At 66.9% G+C, this 21,496-nt stretch carries 17 protein-coding genes; 8 read left to right on the forward strand and 9 right to left on the reverse strand.

Features of this window, described 5'->3' with window-relative positions; genetic code table 11:
- Positions 1-127: 127 nt before the first annotated feature.
- Positions 128-1,618: a glycerol kinase GlpK gene (gene glpK, locus LZC94_31920; protein ID WXB12443.1), complete on the reverse strand. Its 1,491-nt coding sequence runs from the start codon at positions 1,616-1,618 to the stop codon at positions 128-130.
- A 12-nt stretch (positions 1,619-1,630) separates the two neighbouring features.
- Positions 1,631-3,460 (reverse strand): AarF/UbiB family protein, encoded by a 1,830-nt coding sequence (locus LZC94_31925; protein ID WXB12444.1) that lies wholly within the window; start codon positions 3,458-3,460, stop codon positions 1,631-1,633.
- A gap of 140 nt (positions 3,461-3,600) precedes the next feature.
- Between LZC94_31925 and LZC94_31930 the strand changes: the two genes are divergently transcribed.
- A complete protein-coding gene (locus LZC94_31930) occupies positions 3,601-4,089 on the forward strand; it encodes a CAP domain-containing protein (GenBank protein ID WXB12445.1) in 489 nt (162 codons plus the stop codon).
- 25 nt (positions 4,090-4,114) lie between these two features.
- Here LZC94_31930 and LZC94_31935 read toward each other — a convergent pair whose 3' ends face one another.
- Positions 4,115-5,152, reverse strand: a complete 1,038-nt coding sequence (locus LZC94_31935; protein WXB12446.1) for a beta-lactamase family protein — start codon at positions 5,150-5,152, stop codon at positions 4,115-4,117.
- 105 nt (positions 5,153-5,257) lie between these two features.
- On the opposite strand from LZC94_31935, the gene LZC94_31940 reads away from it, so the two are divergent.
- Positions 5,258-5,929 carry an ABC transporter substrate-binding protein gene (locus tag LZC94_31940; protein ID WXB12447.1) on the forward strand — a complete coding sequence of 224 codons (672 nt, stop codon included), beginning with the start codon at positions 5,258-5,260 and terminating at the stop codon, positions 5,927-5,929.
- Between the two features lie 443 nt (positions 5,930-6,372).
- Complete coding sequence (locus LZC94_31945; protein ID WXB12448.1) at positions 6,373-7,692, forward strand: serine/threonine protein kinase; 1,320 nt, start codon at positions 6,373-6,375, stop codon at positions 7,690-7,692.
- On the opposite strand, the gene LZC94_31950 is transcribed toward LZC94_31945, so the two are convergent.
- The 3 genes from LZC94_31950 to LZC94_31960 all read right to left on the reverse strand — a co-directional run bounded on the left by LZC94_31950 (position 7,659) and on the right by LZC94_31960 (position 10,172).
- Positions 7,659-8,969: a sigma 54-interacting transcriptional regulator gene (locus tag LZC94_31950; protein WXB12449.1), complete on the reverse strand. Its 1,311-nt coding sequence runs from the start codon at positions 8,967-8,969 to the stop codon at positions 7,659-7,661. The two genes, LZC94_31945 and LZC94_31950, sit on opposite strands and share 34 nt — an antisense overlap.
- 7 nt (positions 8,970-8,976) lie before the next feature.
- Complete coding sequence (locus tag LZC94_31955) at positions 8,977-9,483, reverse strand: hypothetical protein (protein WXB12450.1); 507 nt, start codon at positions 9,481-9,483, stop codon at positions 8,977-8,979.
- A 284-nt stretch (positions 9,484-9,767) separates the two neighbouring features.
- Positions 9,768-10,172 carry a PilZ domain-containing protein gene (locus tag LZC94_31960; GenBank protein ID WXB12451.1) on the reverse strand — a complete coding sequence of 135 codons (405 nt, stop codon included), beginning with the start codon at positions 10,170-10,172 and terminating at the stop codon, positions 9,768-9,770.
- A gap of 209 nt (positions 10,173-10,381) precedes the next feature.
- Here LZC94_31960 and LZC94_31965 point away from each other — a divergent pair, with 209 nt between their 5' ends.
- The 5 genes from LZC94_31965 to LZC94_31985 all read left to right on the forward strand — a co-directional run bounded on the left by LZC94_31965 (position 10,382) and on the right by LZC94_31985 (position 17,667).
- Positions 10,382-10,804, forward strand: a complete 423-nt coding sequence (locus LZC94_31965; protein ID WXB12452.1) for a hypothetical protein — start codon at positions 10,382-10,384, stop codon at positions 10,802-10,804.
- 118 nt (positions 10,805-10,922) lie between these two features.
- Positions 10,923-12,779, forward strand: a complete 1,857-nt coding sequence (locus LZC94_31970) for a peptidylprolyl isomerase (protein WXB12453.1) — start codon at positions 10,923-10,925, stop codon at positions 12,777-12,779.
- The gene (locus LZC94_31975; protein WXB12454.1) at positions 12,780-14,072 is read left to right on the forward strand and encodes an insulinase family protein; all 1,293 of its coding nucleotides are present in this window, start codon (positions 12,780-12,782) and stop codon (positions 14,070-14,072) included.
- 381 nt (positions 14,073-14,453) lie between these two features.
- Complete coding sequence (locus LZC94_31980; GenBank protein WXB12455.1) at positions 14,454-15,461, forward strand: isocitrate/isopropylmalate dehydrogenase family protein; 1,008 nt, start codon at positions 14,454-14,456, stop codon at positions 15,459-15,461.
- A gap of 481 nt (positions 15,462-15,942) precedes the next feature.
- Entirely contained in the window at positions 15,943-17,667 is a 1,725-nt protein-coding gene (locus tag LZC94_31985; protein WXB12456.1) for a cation:proton antiporter, read from the forward strand.
- A 1-nt stretch (position 17,668) separates the two neighbouring features.
- Here LZC94_31985 and LZC94_31990 read toward each other — a convergent pair whose 3' ends face one another.
- The 3 genes from LZC94_31990 to LZC94_32000 all read right to left on the reverse strand — a co-directional run bounded on the left by LZC94_31990 (position 17,669) and on the right by LZC94_32000 (position 21,460).
- Positions 17,669-18,628: a hypothetical protein gene (locus tag LZC94_31990; protein ID WXB12457.1), complete on the reverse strand. Its 960-nt coding sequence runs from the start codon at positions 18,626-18,628 to the stop codon at positions 17,669-17,671.
- Complete coding sequence (locus LZC94_31995; GenBank protein ID WXB12458.1) at positions 18,625-20,166, reverse strand: serine/threonine protein kinase; 1,542 nt, start codon at positions 20,164-20,166, stop codon at positions 18,625-18,627. The genes LZC94_31990 and LZC94_31995 overlap by 4 nt, the downstream gene beginning before the upstream one ends.
- A gap of 64 nt (positions 20,167-20,230) precedes the next feature.
- Positions 20,231-21,460 carry a sigma 54-interacting transcriptional regulator gene (locus LZC94_32000; GenBank protein ID WXB12459.1) on the reverse strand — a complete coding sequence of 410 codons (1,230 nt, stop codon included), beginning with the start codon at positions 21,458-21,460 and terminating at the stop codon, positions 20,231-20,233.
- Between the last annotated feature and the right edge of the window lie 36 nt (positions 21,461-21,496).

Raw genomic sequence — 21,496 nt, forward strand, 5'->3', positions numbered from 1 at the left:
GGCTGAAGATCGCGGAAGGAGCGCAAAGCTAGGAACGCGGGAGCGGTATTCTCTAAGCACCGGGCCCCTATTCCAAGCGCCGGCGGTCACAACAGAGTGCCATTTTTCACGGGTCCATGAAAGGGAGTTACGCTATCACTGATCTTGCACGGGAAATTGCGTCGTTCCACCTGCTGAGCATTGCGGCACGGTCGGCCTCCCCGACCTGGGGCTCGAAGCGCTTTTCGACCTGCACCCGATTCGTCAGCTCGGCCATTCGTGCCAGCCCGGCCCCGACCGCCGCCAACATGGCCGCGCCCCGCCCGGTGGACTCGATTTCCATCGGGCGTTCTACTGTAACGTGGGCAATGTCGGCCTGAAGCTGCATGAGCAAATCGTTCTGCACGGCGCCGCCGTCGACGCGAAGCTTGACCACTTCACGTTTGGCGTCTTTCGTCATCGCCCGCAAGAGGTCCCAGACCTGAAAGGCGATCCCCTCGAGGGTCGCCCGTGCAATGTGGGCCGCGGTCGTCCCGCGGGTCAGCCCAACAATGGTTCCGCGCGCGCCTTGATCCCAATACGGCGCGCCGAGCCCGGCCAACGCAGGGACGAAGGCGACCCCATCGCTCGACCCGACTTTTCTCGCGAGCTCTTCGACCTCACCGGCCGACCGAATGATCCCGAGACCATCGCGCAACCATTGAACTGCTGCCCCGGCAATGAACGCGCTCCCCTCGAGCGCATACGTCACCTCGCCATCGACCTTCCAGGCAACCGTAGTGACCAGGCCATGGGTGCTCCACACCGGGCGCGCGCCAATGTTCATCAGCGCAAAGGCCCCGGTGCCGTAGGTACACTTCGCGTCCCCCTCGCCAAAACAGGCCTGGCCGAAGAGCGCAGCTTGCTGGTCACCCGCGATACCGGCGATGGGGATGCCGTCGGGTAGAAAACCGACACCGCGCGTCGTGCCCACCACCTCGGCGCTCCCCACGATCGTCGGGAGCACCGCGTCGGGGACGTTCAGCAGCTCGCAAAGCTCCGGATCCCACTCGGTGCGGGCCAGGTTCATCAACATGGTGCGCGACGCGTTGGTGACATCCGTAGCGTGCACGGCGCCCTTGGTGAGCTTGTGGACCAAAAATGTATCAATGGTCCCAAAAGCAAGTTCACCCCTCTCGGCCCGCGCCCGGGCGCCCTCCACGTGGTCGAGGAGCCACGCAATTTTGGTCCCCGAAAAATACGCATCGATGACCAAACCGGTGCGCTCGCGCACCCGCGGCTCGTGCCCCTCGGCCTTGAGCCGATCGCATGTATCGGCCGTGCGGCGACACTGCCACACGATGGCGCGGGCGATGGGCTCGCCGGTGGCCCGGTCCCACACCAAGGTGGTCTCGCGCTGATTGGTAATGCCGATGGCGGCGATGTCCTTCGAATCGACCTTGGCGGCCGCCAGCGCTTGATTCACGGCGGTCACGACCGAGGCCCAAATCTCCCGCGCGTCGTGCTCGACCCACCCCGGCTTTGGAAAATGCTGGGGAAACTCCGTGTTGTAACGGCCCAAGGTCTTGCCCTCGAGGGAGACCACCAACGCTGTCGACCCCGTCGTTCCTTGGTCGATCGCAAGAATGTACTTGGCCATGACGAAACGAGACTACCTCCAGCGACCGGAACGCGGGCGGGAGAAAATCGAGGAAAGCACAAGCAAGGCCCCCGCCGCTCCCGAGATCCAGACCAGCACACGAGCGATAGCATCCTCCCCGCGGAAATGAAGCTGCAAAGCGGCGACACCACACGCAATTGCAATGGCCGTGTAGATCACCTGACGCCCCACGGCGTAAAGGATGCGGGCGCCTTCCTGCACGCCGCGCACGCGGACCTCGAGCTCGCCGCGGGTGGCGCGATTGAGGTACTTGCGGAGGTCGTCGGGCAGGGTGACCGCCTTGAGGACCATGTCCTTGACGGTTTCCACCGCGATCTGCTGCCAATCGCGCTTGCCGAGCACGAATTCGTGCAGGTACGGCTGAATGATGGCCATCGGATTCAGCTCCGGATCGAGCAGGGAGCAGCACCCGTAGACGAGCAGGATGGTGCGCTCGAGGAGCACCCAGTCCTTCGGCACGTGGAACGCGCTGGAGAGCTCCTTGATGCCGATGTTCATCTTGCGCAGGTCGAGCAGGTTCTCGAAGCCGCGCTGGGGGTCGATCTTGATGTCCTTGAGGTTGAAGCTCTCGAGCCGGATCTCTTCCTGGAAGCGATGGTGGAAATATTCGATGACCTTCTCGCTCACCTCTTCGTCGCTCGTCCGTGACAGGAAGCCCATCTTGCGCAGCGCATGAATCAACCGCTGCGTGTCGCGCCGCAGCACGCCTTCGAGGAACTCGGGGATGCCCTCGCGCATCTTGGGCGAGAGCTCCGCCACCGCGCCGAAGTCGAGCAAGATGAGCGAGCCGTCTTTGCGCACCAAGATGTTCCCGGGGTGCGGATCGGCGTGGTAGACGCCGTCGACGAAGATCATCTGGCAGTACGCGCGCACCAGGCGGCTCGCGAGCTCCTTGGTGTCGACGCCCATCTCCTGCAGGCCGGCCACGTCACCGACCTTGCGCCCCTCGACGAAGGTGGTCGTGAGGATCTCCTTGGTCGAGAGCGCCCGGACGGGCGTGGGAAAGACGACCATGGAGTCGTTGGCGAAGTTCTTGGCGATGCGCTCGATGTTGTCGGCCTCGAGCGAGAAGTCGAGCTCCTGCCGGAGCAGCTCGCGGATCTGGTGGTAGTAAGCGTCGAGCCCCTGCACGGGGAAGAACCAGCTGATGATGCGCAAGATGCGGCGGATGGTCCGAAGATCGAGCCGCACGATCTCGTCGATGTCTTGGTGCTGCACCTTGACCGCCACCCGGGTGCCGTCGCGAAGCCGCGCCTCGTGCACTTGGCCGAGCGACGCGCTGGCGATGGGCGTGCGCTGAAACTCGCCGAACAGCTCGTCGACCTTGCCCCCCAGCTCCGACTCGATGCGGTGAAGGATCTCGGCGAGCGGGCGCGGGGGCACCTGGTCCTGCAGGGTCTCGAGCTCGGCGCGAAACTCCTCGGGTAGAAAATTCGCCATGATCGAGAGCAGCTGCCCGACCTTGATGAAGAGGCCCTGCAGCGCCAGGATGGTCGCCTTGACCCTGCGCGCGTTGCGCAGGTGCACCTCGCGGATGTCGTCGGAGGAGCGCGAGCCGCGGGCCAAGCGCCTTCGAAAGGCGAGCCAGAGGTAGCTGAAAATGACCTGAAACGTGGTGTAGTACGCGCGAATGAAGCGGTAGCTGTTCGCGCCGCGCGGCCGGTACGCCTCGAGGGCCTCGGGGTCTCCAGGTCGTCCGCGTTCGCCGCGCTCTTTGCGCTCGCGCTCTCCGCTGGAGCGGCTGGAAGGGCCGGGCGCGCCGTCCGAACCTTTTGGGGGCGAGGTTTGCTCCTGGCGCAGGCTGAGGCTTCGGTCGACCATGTTTCCTTAGGGGTTCAGGCCACGAACAACGTAGACCATAGAAACGCACATGTGGGTGGCGGCGTCCTACAATTGTGGGGGATCGGCGCCGGGCACGCCGCGCGCGAAGCGCATTCTGGGGAGGCTGCGTAGCCTTCTTAATGATGTCCCCTTTTGCGTGCGAGCGTCCCTCGGAGGGAGACAATTCGTCCGAGGAGTCGCCCGCCCAGGAGGCCCGCGACGCGGAGGCCGACGCGCCGCCCGTCGATCTGGATGAGGCGCGCCGGTACAACCTGGCCAAGGTGAACGCGTACCGCGCCGAGGGCGGGCTCGCTCCGCTCGCGCTCGACGGAGCGCTCAACACCTTTGCGCAAGCCGCCAGCGAGCAGCTGGCCATCGATCACGTTCCGCATCTGTACTTCAAGATCAACGTCTACGGTTGCGGGTGCGGGCTCGCGGCGGAGAACCAGGGGAGCCCGCACGGCTGGCGGGTGCGCGACGTCCACGTTCAGATCGATCAGATCCTGGAGGCGATGATGCAGAGCCCGGGGCATCGCGCGAACATGATGAACCCCGCCTACCGCCGGATGGGAGCCGGGCTGGTGCGGCCGGGCGCCGATCTCTACTTTACCAACGACTTCGGGCGCTGAGCGCGCCGGCTCCGAGCCCGCCGGCTCACAAGGCGAGCGCCAGCTCGAACAGCGCGTCGTGCGTGACGGGGCGCGCGGCGCGGATGGCGACGTGATCGCGCGTGGGGTGCACGCGGTTCGTGAGGAGCACGATCACGACTTGCGCGTCGGGATCGATCCAGAGGCTCGTGCCGGTGAACCCGAGGTGCCCGATGGCGCGCGGGCCCATGCGCGCTCCGGCGCTGGAGCCTTCGCGGCTCTTACCATCGAAGCCCGCGCGCAAGGTTCCACCGGGTCGCTCGCGGACCAAGGGCGCGAGATCGTCGATGCGGTCGAGCACATGGCAGCCGAAGCGAAGCACGGCGTCCGCGGTGCCGAACAACCCCGCGTGGCCCGAGCCGCCGTCGCGGGTGAGCGACCACGCGGACTCATCGTGCACCCGGCCGCGCACGACTCCACCGCGCCAGCCCACGTGCTCCGTGGGGGCCGCGCGCAGGGCGAGATCGATCGACCGCGCTTCGAGCGCGCGCGCCGTTCCCAGTTGGTCCGAGAGCCCCAGGGGCGCGATCAGCAGGCGCTCGATGGCTTCACCGGCGTCGCGCGCGGAGACGAACCGCGCGAGCGCTTCGCCGGCGAGGATGTAGCCCACGTCGCTGTAGAGCGGCGCGAAGCCCTCGGGCGGGGCCGGGCCGATGGCATCCGGGCGGCGCGCGTTCGCCAAGCTCACGAGCGCCTTCGCGCGATCCACTTCGCCTCCGACCAGGAGCGGAATGAAGACGGGGCACGTCGCGCGAAGGCCCGCGCGATGGGCGAGCAGAAGATCGATCGCCACGTCGCCGCTCGCCGTGTGCCCGAGTTCGGGCACGAAGTCGGCGAGCGGACGTGAGGCGTCGAGCCCGCTCGCGCGCACGGCCACCGCGGTCATCGGCTTCGTCAAGCTCGCGAGATCGAAGAGCGTGTCCTCGGCGCCGCTGGAGATGGCGAACCATCGTCCACCTTGCCGTCGGGCCGCCGCGACTGCACATCGTGGCGCAATACCGGACTGGACGATCCTTTCCGCGATGGCGGAAGCGCGGCTTTTCATTGCGGAGAATGTTGCCAAGTTCCGTACGTCGAACATAAAGAAACCGATTCGAGCCCCCACGGTCCGGATCGAACAGAGCCGGAAACGTAGGAGTGGAGTAAACTAATGAAATTGCGGAACTTTTTTCGATCGATCGCGTTCGCCACCGTCGTGGCCGGTTTGGCTGTAACGAGCGTTTCTACGATTTCCAGCCCAGCATTTGCGGATGAGGCGGCGGACGCGCAAGCCTTCGTGCAGGCCCAGCATGCCAAGATTTCCGCGCTCTTGCGCCAGCCTGCGTCCGGTTCGCGCGACACCCAGATCAACTCCGCGCTCGAGACCTTCGTCGACTACGACGAGCTCACGCGCCGCGCGTTCGGAAAACCGTGTCCGCCCGCGCTCTCGGGTTGCACCGATCACTGGGGCGAGTTGAACGATTCGCAAAAGGCGGAGGTTCGCGGCTTGCTGAAGCAGCTGGTCGAGAAGAACTACCGCAAGAACATCATCAAGACGCTCGACTACGAGATCGCCTACAAGAGCGCGAAGGCGGCCGCCCTCGGCGACTCGAAGATCCGCACCGAGGCGCAGAACAAACTGAAGCCGCGCGATCCGGCGGTGCAGGTCGACTATTTCGTGCACCTGCAGGGCGGCAGCTTGAAGGTGGTCGACATCGTCACGGAAGGCTCCAGCCTTACGAAGAACTACTACGACCAGTTCCATAAGATGTTCGTCACCGCGGGTCAGGGCTATCCGTACATCGTGAAGAAACTCAACGAGAAGATCGCCAAGAAAGACTGACCGGGGCGGAAGGCTCGGGTCGGTCGCGCGCGCCACGAACCGCCGGCCGCGGCCCATCCCCGGAAAAGACCGGAACGAGGGCGGAAGAACCCGAGGAAAAACCGAAAGAACCGGCAAGAGCGCGCGAAGCCATCCGAAACGGCGACCCCCGACGAGCCGAGCGAATCGGGCCGTGCGCTCCAACAGGCACAGCACGAAGGCGCCAGATTTTTCGGCGCGCGGGAGCGTTTTTCTCGGCTCTTCTTCCCGGCTTACCGGCGGTGGCTGTGCATCGCACCGCTTACCGGCGAGTCGGATTGCACAAGAGGTTCCCACGACGTCGGCATGCATCCTATACTCGGAGAATGCCGTCCGTAGCCGGCGTTGGTTCGAGTGTGGAGGATGAGCCCACGCCTGCGCCTGCCAACCGTTACTCGTCTCTTTTTCGGATTGGCCGAGGGGGTATGGGGATCGTCGAGGCGGCGATTCAACACGGTCCGGGCGAGCGGGTGCGGATCGTGGCGTTCAAGCGGCTCCTGCCGGAGGCGTCGCGCGAGAAGCGTCATCGTGACATGTTTCTGCGCGAGGCGCGCCTCGCCACCATGCTCGAGCACCCCAATGTGGTCCGCGCGCTCGACTGTGGCCAGCTCAAAGGCGAGGTGTTCATCGCCATGGAGTTCGTCGAGGGCGAGACGCTCTCGAGCCTGTTCGATGTGCTTCGCGCCAAAGGGCACCGCGTGCACCCCGCCGTGGCCGCTCACATCCTCGCGCTGGTGTGCGACGGGCTTCATGCCGCCCACGAGCTTTGCGACGCCAACGGCGTGAAACTGAACCTCGTCCACCGCGACGTCTCACCGCACAACGTGATGATCGCGCGCGACGGCGAGGTGAAGCTCTTGGACTTCGGCGTGGCCAAGATCGATGCGAGCGACGTGCTCACGCGCACGGGCGAGGTCAAAGGCAAGGCGGCGTACATGTCGCCCGAGCAAGTGATGAGCGATCCGCTCGACCGGCGGAGCGATCTTTACAGCGTGGGGGCGCTGCTGTTCGAGTGCATCGCCGGCCGAAAGATGTGGGAGGGCAGCGAGATGGAGGTCATCCGCGCGCTCACCCAGGGCCAAGCGCCCAGCCTCGCCGAGTGGGCCCCCGATGCGCCGCAGGAGCTCTGCCAGCTGCACGCGCGCTTGGTCGCGCGCTCGCCGGAGAACCGCCCGCCCAGCGCGCGTCATGTGGCCGACGAGCTGCGCGCCTATGTCGGCACCAGCGGGGTGATGCCGGATCAGTGGATGCTCGAGCAGTCGCTCTTCGGCCTCTTCGCCGGCGAGGCCCATCGCCGGCGCGAGGCGCTTCGCTCGGCCGTCGCCAACGCGGACCTTCCCGATCTGTTGAAGCAGCGGCTCATCGAGCAGGTCATCTTCACACAGTCGGGCGTTCACACGCGCTCGTATCATCCACCTGCGCCTCCGCAGGTCGTGATGCCGGACGACACGGCGCAGACCGTCGCGGCGGGCCCGATCACCGACCCGATCCCGCCGCCGATGGTCCCGCCGGAGCCGCCGTCGCGCAGCCTCGCGGCGAACCCGGAGGCCGCGCCGCAAGCTTCGCAGGCGTCGCAAGCTGGGCAAGCGTCGCAAGCTTCGCAGCAGCAAGCCCCTGCGCGGCCACCGCAGGTGAGCACGATCCAAGAGACACGACGTTACGCGATGCTGGGCATCGCGCTGGTCGTGCTCGCGGTGGCCATCGTTCTGCTCTACTGCTTGTCGATGCTGTACTTGCGCAGGTAGGCGCGCACGTGGTGGCGCTCCATCCCGCTCTGGCGCGCCATTTCGCTCACGTTGCCCGCGGCGCGCTTGGTGAGGTCCGTGAAGTATTCGCGCTCGAACGCGGCGATGGCCGCGCGTTTCGCCTCGCTGAACGCGGTGGCGGGACCGCTCGGGCGCGCGGCGTCGAGGGGCTGCTCGCGGGTGAGCGTGAGCACGTCGTCGATGGCGCCCGGCTCACCGGCGAGGGTGGCGGCGACGGAGGCCACGTTGACCAGCTCGCGCACGTTGCCCGGCCAGTCGTGCGAGCCCATGTGCCCTTCGAGCCACGCGATGACCGTCTGCGCGTGCTCCGGCTTTCCGACCCTGCGGCAGATCTCCTCCACCAAGAGCGGCAAATCGGCGATGCGATCGCGCAGCGGCGGCAGCTCCACCCGCACTTGGGCGATGCGGAAGAAGAGGTCCGAACGAAAGCGCCCGGCGTTCATCTCGCGACCGAGATCGCGCCGCGTGGCGGCGAGCACGCGCACGTCGATCGGCTCGACCGCGTTTCCGCCGACCCGCTTGATCTGCCGCTCGGCGAGGGCGCGAAGGAGCTTCGGCTGCAGATCGAGGGGTAGCTCGCCCAGCTCGTCGAGGAAGAGGGTGCCGCCGTCGGCCTCGCCCAGCGCGCCTTTGCGGCGCTCGTGCGCGCCGGTGAAGGCGCCGCGCTCGTGCCCGAAGAGGAGGCTCTCGGCCAGCATCGGAGGGATGGAGCCGCAGTCGACGACCACGAAGGGGCCGTTGCGCTGAGGGCTCGCGTCGTGCACCGACTTGGCGACCACCTCTTTGCCGGTGCCCGTCTCGCCCAAAATCAGGACGCTGAGCGCGGTCGGCGCGACCTTCTCGAGGATGCTGAAGACGCGTCGCATGCGCGGCGAGTTGCCCACCAGCGATCCGAAGTGATCGGAGAACCCCACGTCGACGCGCCGCTTGGCGGCCGGCTCGATCACGAGGCGCGTGCTCCCCACGGTCAGCTCGGAGACCGTGGTGACGATCGCTTCCTTGACCCGCGTGAGCCCGATGAAGGTGCCGTTGGTGCTGCCCAGATCGCGCACCAGGATCCCTTCGTTGACCGCGCGAAGCTCGCAGTGGATGCTGCTGACCTCCGGATCGGCGATGGGGATCTGCGTTCCTTCGTCGCGGCCAATGACTATCGGATCGACATCGACCGCGATGATCTTTCCGTCGGGTGTGCGTACCGAACCGCCGCGAACGAACCAATGGAGTACGCGCGCTTTGGTGGCATGGTTTTCGTCCATTGAGCCCTCAGTGTGACTGTGTACCGCTCGAGTGGCCGCCCTCTTCAATCGGTTCCTCGTAGACCTTGAGCGGCTCGAGGTTGGCGAGAACTTCCGGACGGATGCCTACGCCGCGATCGGAGAAGAACAGATCATTTTCATCCATATTGGCGCGCTGCTGCGCGATGAACAGAATCGGGTCGCCCGTGCGTGTGTAGCCCAGCTGCACGAGGGTCCCCTTGGGCCAGGAGCCGCCATCGAAAGTAAGATCCTTCCGAAGCATGTAAAAGCCTTCGTTGGGCACGCGGGCCAAACTATCGGCCCAAGAAAGTCCGCGAAAGGGAATGCCGGCCCCGTGGAAGTGCCAGCGGTTCATAATGTTGTGGTCGGGGGCAATCACGACCGGAAGGCCGGAGTCCGAGTGGTTGTGAAAGTAAACGAGGATGCCCGAGGGGATCTCGCTCTCGTGCTCCGGTAGCGGCTTGGTGGTCCGGTAGAGGCCGCAGTTCGGAAGGATATTCTTGACGCTCGCCATAAGCGTCGACTGTAGCACTGGGTTCTTCCGTCATTCCACTACCGGAATAGCCTGGAGGCCCGCCGGTCGCGGCGGAGACCCGCGCGCTCCTCGATGCCCTATTTACCCGTACGCCTTTCCGTGCCCGTACACGTTCCCGACTCTCCGGCCGGATATGCGCGCGTTCTTTGCCCGTCCCGACTTCCCGTTCTTGCTCCGGATGACTCTCCCAGACCGACGATCGGGAGTCTCCGAAGGAGACCCACGGCCCGGCAGGCCGGAGTGTCGTGTACGGGGAAAAGACCTCAGATTTCCGGGGTTTCCGGCGCCTCGGGGGTATCCGGTGAGGGCGGAGCCACGGGCTCCGCGGCGCGATGGGTGCCGGACGGGGTCAGGAACTCGACCCCCACGATTTGGCCGTCGGCCTCCTCTTGCACCCAGACGATGCGACCGCGGCGCGTCAAAGGCGCGTTGCCCTCTTCGCCGATGGTGATCTCGAACTCGTCCCCGAGCTCCACGTTTTCTTCGAGGATGCAACGAATTCCGCCCCGACTTACGTTGAGCGCCCAGCCATCGAGGACTTCCCCGCCCCCGCCCGTACCCCCAGGTCCCGAGGTGGAGCGCCGAAGTTGGATGCGCTCGCTCACCTCGCGGCGAACGTCGTTGCGACGCATCGGGGTGGTGCCGTCGGCAACGGGGAGGCCCTGCATGGGGGTGAGACTCCTACGGTTTTTCACAGCTAGTTCCATCATAGCAGGGGCTCTCGCTTCCCCGTGCGCTATACAGCTACGGCTGCGATCGGCCTTATCTTCCCTTCCACAATTCCCTACATAGGCTAATATTACCCCCTCTTGACTACCTCGGGCTCTTCCGAAACGATGTGGCGATTCGGGGGAAACGAAGCACGGAGCCGACGTCGTTGACGCCCCAAGAACTGAAAAAAGCGCTGATTACCGCGGGTTTCGAGGTCTATCGCACCAACGGCGACGAAGTCGTCCTGGCCGATCGGGTACGGGATAACCTCATCCTCGACTCAGGGGTTCGCGTCCGCGCGAGCACGCCATTCGAGATTCGCTTGATCATGGGCCTGCGCCGAGCTCAGTACCCGGTCGACGACGAGCCGACCCTTTTTGGTCGCGTCCGCCAGATAGCCAGCCCGCTCCTCGCCGATGGCTTCGTGGAGGTGACCACCCGCACGTCACCGGTGACCGACCCAGCCGACGCCACGCGAACGCTCGATACGTTCTACGAGGTCGTCTTCGTGAAAAAGATCCCGACTTTGGACGAGGCGTCGCTCCGGCTGGCCCTTCGGGTGGCCAAAATGGCCGAGTCGAGGCACTAGCCGCAGCCCGTTCGCGCAAACCGGCCGGCGGCCCTACCGACCCGGGAAGGAATGAGCAGAATTCGGGCCGGGGGACTTGGGGTCAAGCGGCCACGCATGCTATTCCCCGCGAGCTCCCATGCTCGATCTGTTCCGAAAGCGAGGTGTTACCTCGTTCATCTATGGCGCCATCATCATTGGCATGGTCCTCGTCTTCGTTCTGGAGTTCGGGCCATCGGCCGGGCAGAAGAAGGCATCGCTCAGCACCGCGTGTGTGGCGACCGTCAAAGGACACTGCGTCGATCCGAAGGACTTTTCGGGTGCGTACCGCATCCTCATTCCGCGCGACGAAGATGGGATGCGCCGCGCGAAGCAAATGGGGCTGCGCAAGGTGGCGCTCGACGGGTTGATCGAGCGTGAGCTGCTCGTGAGCGAGGCGGAGCGCCTGGGGCTCACGGTGACGAAGGACGAGCTGGACGACTCGATTTACCAAGGCTTCATCCACGTCAGCGTGCCCTCGGACAACCCGCAGCTCGCCTACCAGCTTCGCATCGGCGAAGGGCGGCTGTACGCCGGATTCAAGGATCCGAAGAGCAAGCACTTCGACATGGCCGTGTACAAGCGCACCATCCGCAACTTGATGGGTCGCTCCGAGATCGAGTTCCGCGAGGAGCAAGGGCGCGAGATCCTCGCCGCCAAGATGCGCGATTTGATCCGCGCGCCGGTGCGCGTGAGCGAGGTCGAGGCGCTGGAGGCTTACATCGACGAGAAGAGCTCGGCCACGGTGGAGAGCGTCGCCGTGAAGACGTCGTACGCGGGCAAGTACGCCGTGGCGGCCACCGATGCGGACGTGGCCAAGTGGGCCGCCGACAAGGAGAACCAGAAGCAGATCGACGATCTGGTCCACCTGCGCAAGGCCGACTCGGATCCCAAGGCCAACCACGTCCGCCACATCCTGGTGCGCGCCGAGAAGAGCGCGAGCATCGAGGAGAAAGGGCTCGCGCTGGGCAAGCTCGCGGAGGCCGCCGCCCGCATCAAGCGCGGCGAGGCCTTCGCCGACGTGGCGCGCGAGGTGTCGCAAGATCCCGGCAGCGCCATGCGCGGCGGGGATCTGGGCGAGGACACCAAGGGCTTCGTCGAGCCGTTCCGCGTGGCCGCCAATGCGCTCAAGCCGGGCGAGGTCACGGCGAAGGCCATCGAGACGCAGTTCGGCTATCACCTCATCGCCAAAGACGATCCGGCCAAGGCGGCCGAGATCGAGGCGGCGGTGAAGAAGGGCGCGGCGCGCGAGCTCTATGTCAAAGGCAAGGCGCTCGAGGCGGCCAAGGATTTGGCCAACAAGATCCAAGCAGGGCTGAAGGCCGGCAAATCGCCCGACGACGCCATCCGCGAGGCGACCTTGCCGCTGAAGCGACCCACCGCCGCCATCCCCACCCTGCTCATTCAGGAGGAGTCGGCTGCGGCTGCGGACGCGGGCGCCGCCGACAAGAAGGAAGGCAAAGAAGAGAAAAAGAACGACAAGAAGGCGGACAAGAGCGATGGCGGGGCGGCGAAAGACGTCGTGATCGCCAGGGAGCTCACGCCGGAGAACGATCCGGATCGGCCCAAGCTGGAGACGTCGAGCTCGTTCAACCGCGGCGGCGATCCCATCCCGGGCCTCTCGCCGGAGACGGCCCAAAAGGTGCTCGCGTTTGCGTTCGAGGGCGCCTCAGGTAAAAGCGGTGACCTTTATGCGGAGCCGCTGCGCACCGACGATGGGTTCACGGTCATCCGTCTGAAAGAGCACAAGTCGGCCACCAAGGAAGAGTTCGAGAAGGATCGCGACACGTACATGCAGACGCTCCTCGCGGCCAAGCAAGCCGAAGCCCTCGCCATCTATGTCAAGCGCCTGCGCGAGACGTCGAAGGGCGAGATCAAGACGGACGAGACCTACCTGCGGGATCCTTCGGCCCGCGATGGCGGCGCGCCGGCCGACATGGATGACGAAGGTCCCTGATTGAGCACGTCGGCATTCCGCACGGTCGTCCTCGACAATGGGCTGCGCGTGGTGGCGGTCGCGCAGCCCCAACTCCATCGCGCGCACGTGGGGCTCTACGTTCGCGTCGGCTCCCGCTACGAGACGGTGGAGACGAACGGGCTCAGTCACTTTCTGGAGCACATGCTCTACCGGGGCACCGACCGGCTGAAGAACGCCCACGACGTGAACCTCGCGTTCGAGCGGCTCGGCGGCTACCTGTACGCGGCCACGCAGGCCGACTTCGGCGTGTTCTCGGTGACCTTGCCGCCCGAGTCGCTGGAGCAGGCGTGCGCGCTCTTCAGCGAGGTGATTCACAAGCCGGCGTTCTGCGACATCGAGATCGAAAAGGGCATCGTCTGCGAGGAGATCCTGGAGGACCTCGACGACGAAGGCCGGCAGGTCGACGCGGACAACCTCTCGCGCGCGCTCATCTACGGATCGCACCCGCTGGGCTTCACCATCACGGGCGACGAGAAGAACGTGCGGAGCTTTACGACGGAGGCGCTGCGCACGCACTACGTGCAGCACTACAACGCCTCGTCGAGTGTGCTCGTTTTCTCGGGCGCCATCGACGTCGACGCGGCCATCGAGCTGGGCGCGAAGAGCTTCGGCGATCTGCCGCGGGGTGAGCGCTTCCAGACGGTGGCGCCGCCGTTCACGCAGAAGAAGCCGCGCATCCGCATCGTGGAGAACATGTCGAGCCAGACGGAGCTCCGCGTGTGCTTCCGCACCATCGCCGAGAACGCGGCGGAGCGGCCCGCGCTCGATATGTTCATGCGCGTGCTCGACGACGGCATGTCGACGCGGCTCTATCATCGCATCTGCGACTCGCAGGGCCTCTGCTACGACGTGGGCGCGTCCTACGACGGGTACGAGGACGACGGGGTCGTCGACTTCGTGGCCGGCGCGCAACATGCGCGTACCACGCGCGTGACGGAGGAGATCCTCGACCTGGTGCGCGAGCTCGGGTCCGAGGGGCCGACCGAAGAGGAGCTCGTCAAAGCCCGCCAGCGGCATTTGTGGGAGCTTTCCGCCATGCGCGACTCGCCGGACGACCTCGGTGCGTTCTACGCCGTCGGCTACTTGTTCGACCGCTTCGAAACACCCGAAGAAAAACACGCCAAGCTCGCTTCCGTCACCGCGGACGAGGTGCGCGCCATCGTGCGACGCGTTGCGCAGCCGGAGCGCCTCAACGTCGTTGCAGTCGGGCTGCTCGAGAACGGTGAAGACAAGCGCCTGACCGATCTGGTCAAAGGCTACAGCTTCAAGTAGATCACGCTTCGAGTTTGCCCCTTGGCAACCTCGGAGCCAATCGGGCTTCGCTCGGTTGGGTCGCTCTCGCGGGGCTTCGGCCCTTGGTTTCGAGCCTCTGCCGGCCGCCTTTTGGCGGGTGGTGGGGCTGGTGGGGCTTACCCCTCCACGGTCTCGTTTTGCTGGTTCGAGCCTCCCCCAGTCGCCTTTGGCGATGTCGTCTTTGGCGGGTGGGCGGGCTTTGCCCCTGCACGATCTAGTTCACTTTGGTTTGCCTCCCCCGTCGCCTTCGGCGATGCGTGCTTCCCATGCGGAGCACGCGCAGCACGCGAAGAGAGTTGGAAGAGTTGGCGTCGCGGTCGAGACGAGGTGCGTGACATTCACGCGGAGAGAAATCGGACGATGGCGCATACGATTACGTTGATTCCGGGGGATGGAATTGGGCCGGAAGTTAGTGACGCGACGCGGCGCGTGTTGGAGGCGGCCGGGGTCGCGATCGAGTGGGACGTGCAGGAGGCGGGGGCGGCGGTCGCGGAGAAGGTTGGAACGACCTTGCCGACGAGCGTGCTCGACTCGATTCGGAGCAACAAGGTCGCGCTGAAGGGCCCGATTGGGACGCCGATCGGGAAGGGGTTTCGCTCGGTCAACGTGACCTTGAGGCAGGCGCTGGATCTCTATGCCAACGTGCGGCCGGTTCGGAGCCTCCACGGGGTGGAGCCGCGGTTCGAAGGGACGGACATCGTCATCGTCCGCGAGAACACCGAGGATCTGTACGCGGGGCTCGAGCTCGTGATCATGCCGGGCGTGGCCCAGTCGATTAAGCTCATCACCGAGCGAGGGTGCACGCGCATCTGCGAGTATGCGTTCGACTACGCGGAGCGCTTGGGGCGCAAGCGGGTCACGGTGGTGCACAAGGCGAACATCATGAAGCTGTCCGACGGGCTTCTGCTGGAGTGCTTCCGCAAGGTGGCGCTCAAGCACCCGAAGATCGAGCCGGCGGAGATGATCGTGGATGCGTGCGCCATGCAGATGGTGCGCAACGCCAACAAGCTCGATGTGATCGTCACCGAGAACTTGTACGGCGACATCTTGAGCGACTTGGGCGCCGGGCTGGTGGGCGGCTTGGGGATCGTCCCCGGCGCGAACATCGGCCACGACGCCGCCGTGTTCGAGGCGGTGCACGGGAGCGCGCCGGACATCGCGGGCAAGGGGCTGGCGAATCCGACGGCGCTCATCCAGAGCGCGGTGATGATGCTGCACCACATCGGTGAGAGTCCGGCGGCGCTGCGGATCGAGCGGGGGTTGTTCTCGCTCTACGAGCGCGGCGAGGTCCGTACGGCCGATCTCGGCGGCCCGGCGACGACCACCCAATTTACGGAAGCGCTCTGTAAAGCGATCGCCACCGCCTAGAGCGATTCGCGCTCGTCGATGACGAGCTCCGAAGGGGACCCTGGGCGGCCGTGGGCTGGGTGCCACCGAAGCCCGACGTCATCGAATTTTCTCGACGGAAGCGCTCTGTAAGCGATCGCCACCGCCTAGGGCGGTTCGCGCTCGTCGATGACGACGCTCCGAAGGGGACCCTGGCGGCCGTGGGCTGGGTGCCACCGAAGCCCGACGTCATCGAGTTTTCTCGACGGAAGCGCTCTGTAAGCGATGGCCACCTAGGGCGGTTCGCGCTCGTCGATGACGAGCTCCGAAGGGCCCACCGAGGGTCGCGGGGGCGAGGTGCCCGAGGAGCCACGCTTTCGTCGAGTTCGCGATGGACGGCCCGGAGGGCTTCGCCTCGCGAAACTGCGGTTTCGAGCCTCCTAGGAGCGCGAAGGCAGCGCTGAGGCCGCAATCGAAGGCCCCGGGGGCGGAGCGGGACGGGAGGTTGTGATATCCGTACTTTGTGACGGAGCACGACGCGGTGGTGTTTCTCGCAGCGCTGGCCGCGCTGCTCGGCGTAGCACGGCTCTTGGGGGAGTTGGCGCGACTTTTTGGGATGCCGCTGGTGGTGGGGGAGATCCTCGCGGGCGTCTTGCTCGGGCCCACGGTGCTGGGGCGCGCGCTCCCGGGCGTGCATGGGTGGCTGTTTCTGCAGCCGACCCCGCAGAAGATGATCGGCGCGTACACGACGGTGGGCGTGGTGCTGCTCCTGGTGGTGGCGGGCCTGGAGGTCGATCTCGGCATCGTGCGACGGCGCGGCCGAAGCGCGTTCTTCACGAGCGTGCTCGGGATCGTGCTGCCGCTCGCGGGCGGGCTGCTCCTCGGGTTCATGCTCCCCGCGTCCGACATGGTGCACGCGGATCAGCGGGTGCTGTTCGCCATGTTCATCGGCGTGGCGCTCTCCATCTCGGCGCTGCCGGTCATCGCCAAGACCTTGCTCGACCTGGGGCTCTTCAAGACGGACTTGGGGCTCCTGGTGATGGCGGCGGCCATGATCAACGATCTGGTGGGCTGGATCGCCTTCTCCATGCTCGTGGGGCCGATGCAGGGCAACGCGGTCGACGTCGCGCGGCTGGTGGTGATGGCCGCGCTCTCGCTCGTCTTCATCGTGGGGACCATGACCGTGGGGCGCCGGGCGATCGATCGCTTGCTCGGTCAGCTCGCGGACGAGTCGCACGGCGGGCGGGTGCTCTCGCTGGTGATCCTCTTTGCGCTCGTGGGGGCGAGCATCACGCAGGCGCTCGGGATCCACGCGGTGCTCGGGGGGTTCGTGGTGGGGGTCGCCATCGGCGACAGCCCCAGCCTGCGCGAACGCACGCGCGCCACCATTCACGAGTTCGTGACCAACGTGTTCGCGCCGGTGTTCTTTGCGTCGCTGGGGCTGCGCGTCGACTTCCTGCGGGCGTTCGATCTGCGGCTGTGCGTGCTGGTGTTCGTCATCGCGACGGTGGCCAAGGTGGTGGGCTGCTCGGTGGGCGCGCGGGCGGGCGGTCTGCGCTGGCGCGAGTCGATGGCGGTCGGCTTCGGGCTCAACGCGCGCGGCGCCATGGAGATCATCCTGGCGCTGCTCGCGCTGGAGGCGGGGCTCCTGAAGGAGCAGCTCTTCGTCGCGCTGGTGGTGATGGCGCTGGGCACCTCGCTCATCGGGGGGCCGGCGATGAAGCGCCTCTTGTACCGGGCCACGGAAGAAGACGTGGTCGCGCTCCTGCGGCGCGGCGGCTTCGTACCGCGGCTCGCGTCGGCCACCGCCACCGGCGCCATCGAGGAGCTGGTGCGCATCTTGGAGCCGCGCCTCGGGCACCTCGCGACCAGCGCGCGCACCCTGGTGCTGGAGCGCGAGCAGATGGCGCCCACGGGGCTCGGCGACGAGGTGGCGGTGCCGCACGCCGCCATCGAGGGGCTGGAGGAGCCGATGCTCGCGCTGGGGCTCGCGCCCGAGGGCGTCGATTTCGACGCGCCCGACGGCAAGCCGGCGACCATCGTCTTTCTGCTCCTGCTCGCGCCGGGGCGCTACGAGGAGGAGGTGCGCGTGCTCGCGTCGATCGCGCGCTCCGTGATCGATTCGCACGCGCGCGAGCAGCTCATGGACGCGCGCGAGACGGAGCAAGTGCTGGTCGTGCTGGCGGAGAGCGCGCGCCGCATCGCCGAAGAGCGCCGCGCACGCGGACCGGCGCTCGCCGACATCTAGTCTAGTACGCGCACGTGACGAGGGGCGTCGGGCAGTCGGCCGCGCGCGCGGCCTTCGTCGGTGTCCCCTGCCCTTGGCCCGACGGCGAGGCGCTGCTCGGCCGCGCGGACGATTGACGGAGCACCAGCCACACGACGGCGGTGGCGACGGCGGCGATGCCCACGGCGCCGAGGACGTCGCCCACCACGAGCTGCGTCTTGGCGCGCGACACGTCGGAGTCGCTGCACGAGTGGCTCGGCGCGCAGGTGGAGCCGAGGTTGCTATGGGCGTCGGTGCCCGCGTACCAAAAGCCGACGCCGACGCCGAGGGCGGCGAGGCCGCTGCCGCCGAGGATCCACGGCCATGGCGAAGGAGCCGGCGCGGGTGGAGGCGGAGGCGCGGGGCTCACGATGGGCGCCGGCGCCGAGGGCTTGGGGACGGGAGCCTTGCCGGCGTTCTTGTCCGGCAGGTGAAACACGTGCAGCCGGTTTCGCTCGCCTTCCCGCACCACGATGTCCTCTTCGATGCGCTCGGCCGCCTTGGTGCCGCTCGCGCTCACGTAAGCGATGCGATGGGCGCCGGGATCGACGGGCACCGCGCGGCCGTCGAGCTTGTCGACCAGTGATTCGCCGTCGAACAGAACGTGGCCCTCGTGCACGTCCTGCCCGCTGGCGTCGACCACGCGAAAGACCATGCTGGGCATCGCGTCTTGCAGCTCGGCGATCCACCGGCCGCAGTCGCGGCGCACGATCCCCGGGCACTCGGGGGCGATGCAGATGGCGAAGCGCTCCACCGCCGCGCGCAACGTTCCCTTGGCCCGAAGGCGCTGCCCGCTCACCGCGGCGTCGGTGCACTGCGCGACCGCGCGCGGGTTGCTCGCGTGCGCGAGCCTCGGTCCGAGAGGAGCGAACGGGCCGAGCAGCATGGAGGCGATGGGAACGAGGAGCGAAAGCGATCGGGCTCGCGTGACTCGGTCCGTCATCGAAAGCACTCTTCCTTGTACACACGGATCCCCATCGCATCGACGACAAATGGAGGATCGCACCCATCGGCGCGGTGTACGGCCGGCGCGCGCTTGGTCTTCGTCGCGCGCGACGGATGATTGTCGGGCTGCGGCTCGGGCGCCTTGAGCGGCGCCGCCGCCGCCACATCGCGCGAGGGCGCGCTGGCAGCCACGTTGTTGCGCGGCGCCGCAGCTTCGGGCGCCGGTGCCGATGCCGGCGCCAAGGGAACGGACGGCGCGGGCGGCGCGAGGACCGGGGCGGCCGGCAGCTCCGGTTGCACCTCGGCGCGCGCCTTCACGGGGGCGACGAGCTCGCGCCCGATGAGCGCGAGGCACGCGACGGTGAGCACGGTCAGGAGCACGAACGGCGTGAAGCGGGGCGGCTTCTGCGCCGCGGGCACCGACTGCGAGGCGTCCGGGAGCGGCGAGACATGCGCGAGCTGCAGCGACTGCGGCGAGAGCGATGGCACGCCGCTCGCGGGCCCCGAGCCCGCGACGGCCGCACCGCCTGTCCCACCTGTCCCGCCTGTCCCGTCACGCAAACGCGCGCGCTCCATCTCCACGATCTCGGTGAGGCGCGCGGCGCGCTCGTCCAGCTTGTCCCCGGCGAGCTCGTGGGTCCATGCGCCCACCTCGGCGGCGCTGGCCACGCCCTCGGTGCCCACCGCTTCCGCCAGCGCCGAGGCGAACGCCTCCGCGTTTTCATGGCGATCTTCGGGCGCGACGGAGAGCGCGCGGAGCATCACCCCGTCGAGCGCCGGGGGGATCCCTTGCGCGATCGCGCTCGGGGGCGGAATTTTGGGGTTCAGCGCCTGGCTGATCAGCTCCACTTCGTCTTGGCCCCGAAAGGCGCGCACCCCGGCCAGCGCCTCCCAGAAGACCAGCGCCGCCGCGTAGAGATCCGCGCGCGCGGTAACATGACCGCCCAGCTGCTCCGGCGCCAGGTAGGCGAGCTTTCCCTTCAAGCCGCCGGACTGCGTGGCATGGAGCCGGCCGCTCGCCTTGGCCACGCCGAAGTCGCCCAGCCGCGTGATGCCGTTGGCGCCCACCAGGATGTTCTCCGGGGTGACGTCCCGATGCACCAGGTCGAGCGCGTTGCCCGCTTCGTCGCGCGCATGGTGCGCAGCGTGCAGCGCGCGAAGGACGTCGAGCAAGACAGCGGCGGCGATGCGCAGCGGGACGACCAAGCCGCGCCGCCGCGCCGTTGCCAGCAGATGACGAAGTGACTCCCCGTGCACGTACTCCATGACGAGGACCATCTGTTCGCCGTCGTATGCAAAATCGAGCACGGGGACGACGTTGGGATGCTGCGCCATCCGCGTCAACCGCATCTCGTCGAGCAGCATGGTGACGCTCGCCGGATCGCGCGCGTACTCGGCGTGCAGCTGCTTCGCGGCGACGGGGCGAGGCTCCTCCCCGTCGCGCACGACCCCAAAGTGCACCGAGCCCATTCCACCGACGCCGAGGGCGTCGTAGAGCGCGTAGCGACCGACAACACGAGGTCGCGTAACCCGCATGGGCTGAGGTATAGCTCGCACAGAGCTTTCGCTCAAGCGCCCGAACCCATTCTGTGTGCCTGCGCTATTCCTGTTTGTTTTGTTTGTTCTTGGCAAGCAGCATATGGAAATAGCGCCGGGTGAGACCGGATGCCGCAGCCGCGCGGGTTACATTTCCACCTTGTTCGCGCACGGCGCGCTCCACGAACCGGCGCTCGAACTCGCGAATGACCAGCTGCCGTGCGCTGGGCATTGCCAGACTCATACCCAGCACATGCTCGATGTAGTCGCTGGGCCTATCGCGCTCGCCGATCGTGGGGCTGACGATGTCGTGCTCCTCACCCAGCACGGTCGCGCGCGAAACCGCATGTTCGAGCTCCTGCACGTTGCCCGGCCACGGCTGGCGGGCCAGCTGGAGAAGAAAACGCTTCGGGATTTCGGCCGCGCCGCCGAACAGCTTCCAGAAATGCCGCGCGAGGAGCTCGACGTCGCCGTGCCGCTGCCGCAACGCCGGCACTTGGATGCGCGCGCCCGCGAAGTGCACCAACAGCTCCTCGCGAAAGCGCCCTTGCTCCACCGACCGGTCGAGATCGTCACGGGTGGTGGCGATGAAGCGCACGTTGGCCCGCACCGGCTCGATCTCCCCTACCCTTCTCAGCTCGCCGCGATCGAGGAGCGCGGCCACGCGCGATTGCGCTTGCATCCCCAGCTCACCGATCTCGTCGATCACCAGGGTGCCGCCGCGCGCTTGGTCGAGCGCGCCCGGCCCGCGCGGGCCACCGAACAAGGCTTCGAGCTGCGCCTCTTCGTCGTGCGCCGCGCAGTCGAACACGATGAAGGGGGCGGCGCTGCGGGGGCCGGTCTCGTGGATGGCCTCGGCGAGCAGCTCCTTGCCCGTGCCGGTTTCGCCTTCGATGATGACCGGCAAGGTCGACGTGCTCAGCGCTTCACAGGCCGCGAAGAGGCGCTGCATCGCCTGGCTCTTGCCGAGCACGCGGCCGAAGCGCTCGCGTCCTTCGGCGCCCATGCGAAGCTCGCCGGCGCGCGCGACGCGCAGCGAGGAGTCCCCGAGCTCGATCAGCTCGCCCCCTTCGAGCAGCGCCTCCGTGATGCGGATGCCGCCCACCCGCGTTCCGTTGGTGGAGCGCAGGTCGACCACGCGGAGCGCGGTCCCTTCGGATGTGAGTGATAGATGCCGGCGCGAGGTGCGAGGATCGGAGAGCACCAGCTCGCAGACTTGACTCTGTCCGACGAGAGCCTGCGGCACTTTGTTCCAATCCAAGATAAGCGTCTTGCCCACACTGGGTCCGCTCATGACGCGTAAAACGTAGAGAGGTGCAGTCGTGGCTGA

The sequence above is a fragment of the Sorangiineae bacterium MSr11954 genome (assembly GCA_037157815.1).
Lineage (GTDB): Bacteria > Myxococcota_A > Polyangia > Polyangiales > Polyangiaceae > Pendulispora > Pendulispora albinea.

What these genes read in the sequence shown, in the direction of transcription:
- LZC94_31940 (WXB12447.1), top strand. Translation starts at nt 5,258, where the DNA reads ATGAAATTGCGGAACTTTTTTCGATCGATCGCGTTCGCCACCGTCGTG.
- LZC94_31930 (WXB12445.1), top strand. Translation starts at nt 3,601, where the DNA reads ATGATGTCCCCTTTTGCGTGCGAGCGTCCCTCGGAGGGAGACAATTCG.
- LZC94_31990 (WXB12457.1), bottom strand. Translation starts at nt 18,628, where the DNA reads ATGACGGACCGAGTCACGCGAGCCCGATCGCTTTCGCTCCTCGTTCCC.
- LZC94_32000 (WXB12459.1), bottom strand. Translation starts at nt 21,460, where the DNA reads ATGAGCGGACCCAGTGTGGGCAAGACGCTTATCTTGGATTGGAACAAA.
- LZC94_31935 (WXB12446.1), bottom strand. Translation starts at nt 5,152, where the DNA reads ATGAAAAGCCGCGCTTCCGCCATCGCGGAAAGGATCGTCCAGTCCGGT.
- glpK (WXB12443.1), bottom strand. Translation starts at nt 1,618, where the DNA reads ATGGCCAAGTACATTCTTGCGATCGACCAAGGAACGACGGGGTCGACA.
- LZC94_31980 (WXB12455.1), top strand. Translation starts at nt 14,454, where the DNA reads ATGGCGCATACGATTACGTTGATTCCGGGGGATGGAATTGGGCCGGAA.
- LZC94_31950 (WXB12449.1), bottom strand. Translation starts at nt 8,969, where the DNA reads ATGGACGAAAACCATGCCACCAAAGCGCGCGTACTCCATTGGTTCGTT.
- LZC94_31955 (WXB12450.1), bottom strand. Translation starts at nt 9,483, where the DNA reads ATGGCGAGCGTCAAGAATATCCTTCCGAACTGCGGCCTCTACCGGACC.
- LZC94_31945 (WXB12448.1), top strand. Translation starts at nt 6,373, where the DNA reads ATGGGGATCGTCGAGGCGGCGATTCAACACGGTCCGGGCGAGCGGGTG.
- LZC94_31970 (WXB12453.1), top strand. Translation starts at nt 10,923, where the DNA reads ATGCTCGATCTGTTCCGAAAGCGAGGTGTTACCTCGTTCATCTATGGC.
- LZC94_31995 (WXB12458.1), bottom strand. Translation starts at nt 20,166, where the DNA reads ATGCGGGTTACGCGACCTCGTGTTGTCGGTCGCTACGCGCTCTACGAC.
- LZC94_31960 (WXB12451.1), bottom strand. Translation starts at nt 10,172, where the DNA reads ATGCAGGGCCTCCCCGTTGCCGACGGCACCACCCCGATGCGTCGCAAC.
- LZC94_31925 (WXB12444.1), bottom strand. Translation starts at nt 3,460, where the DNA reads ATGGTCGACCGAAGCCTCAGCCTGCGCCAGGAGCAAACCTCGCCCCCA.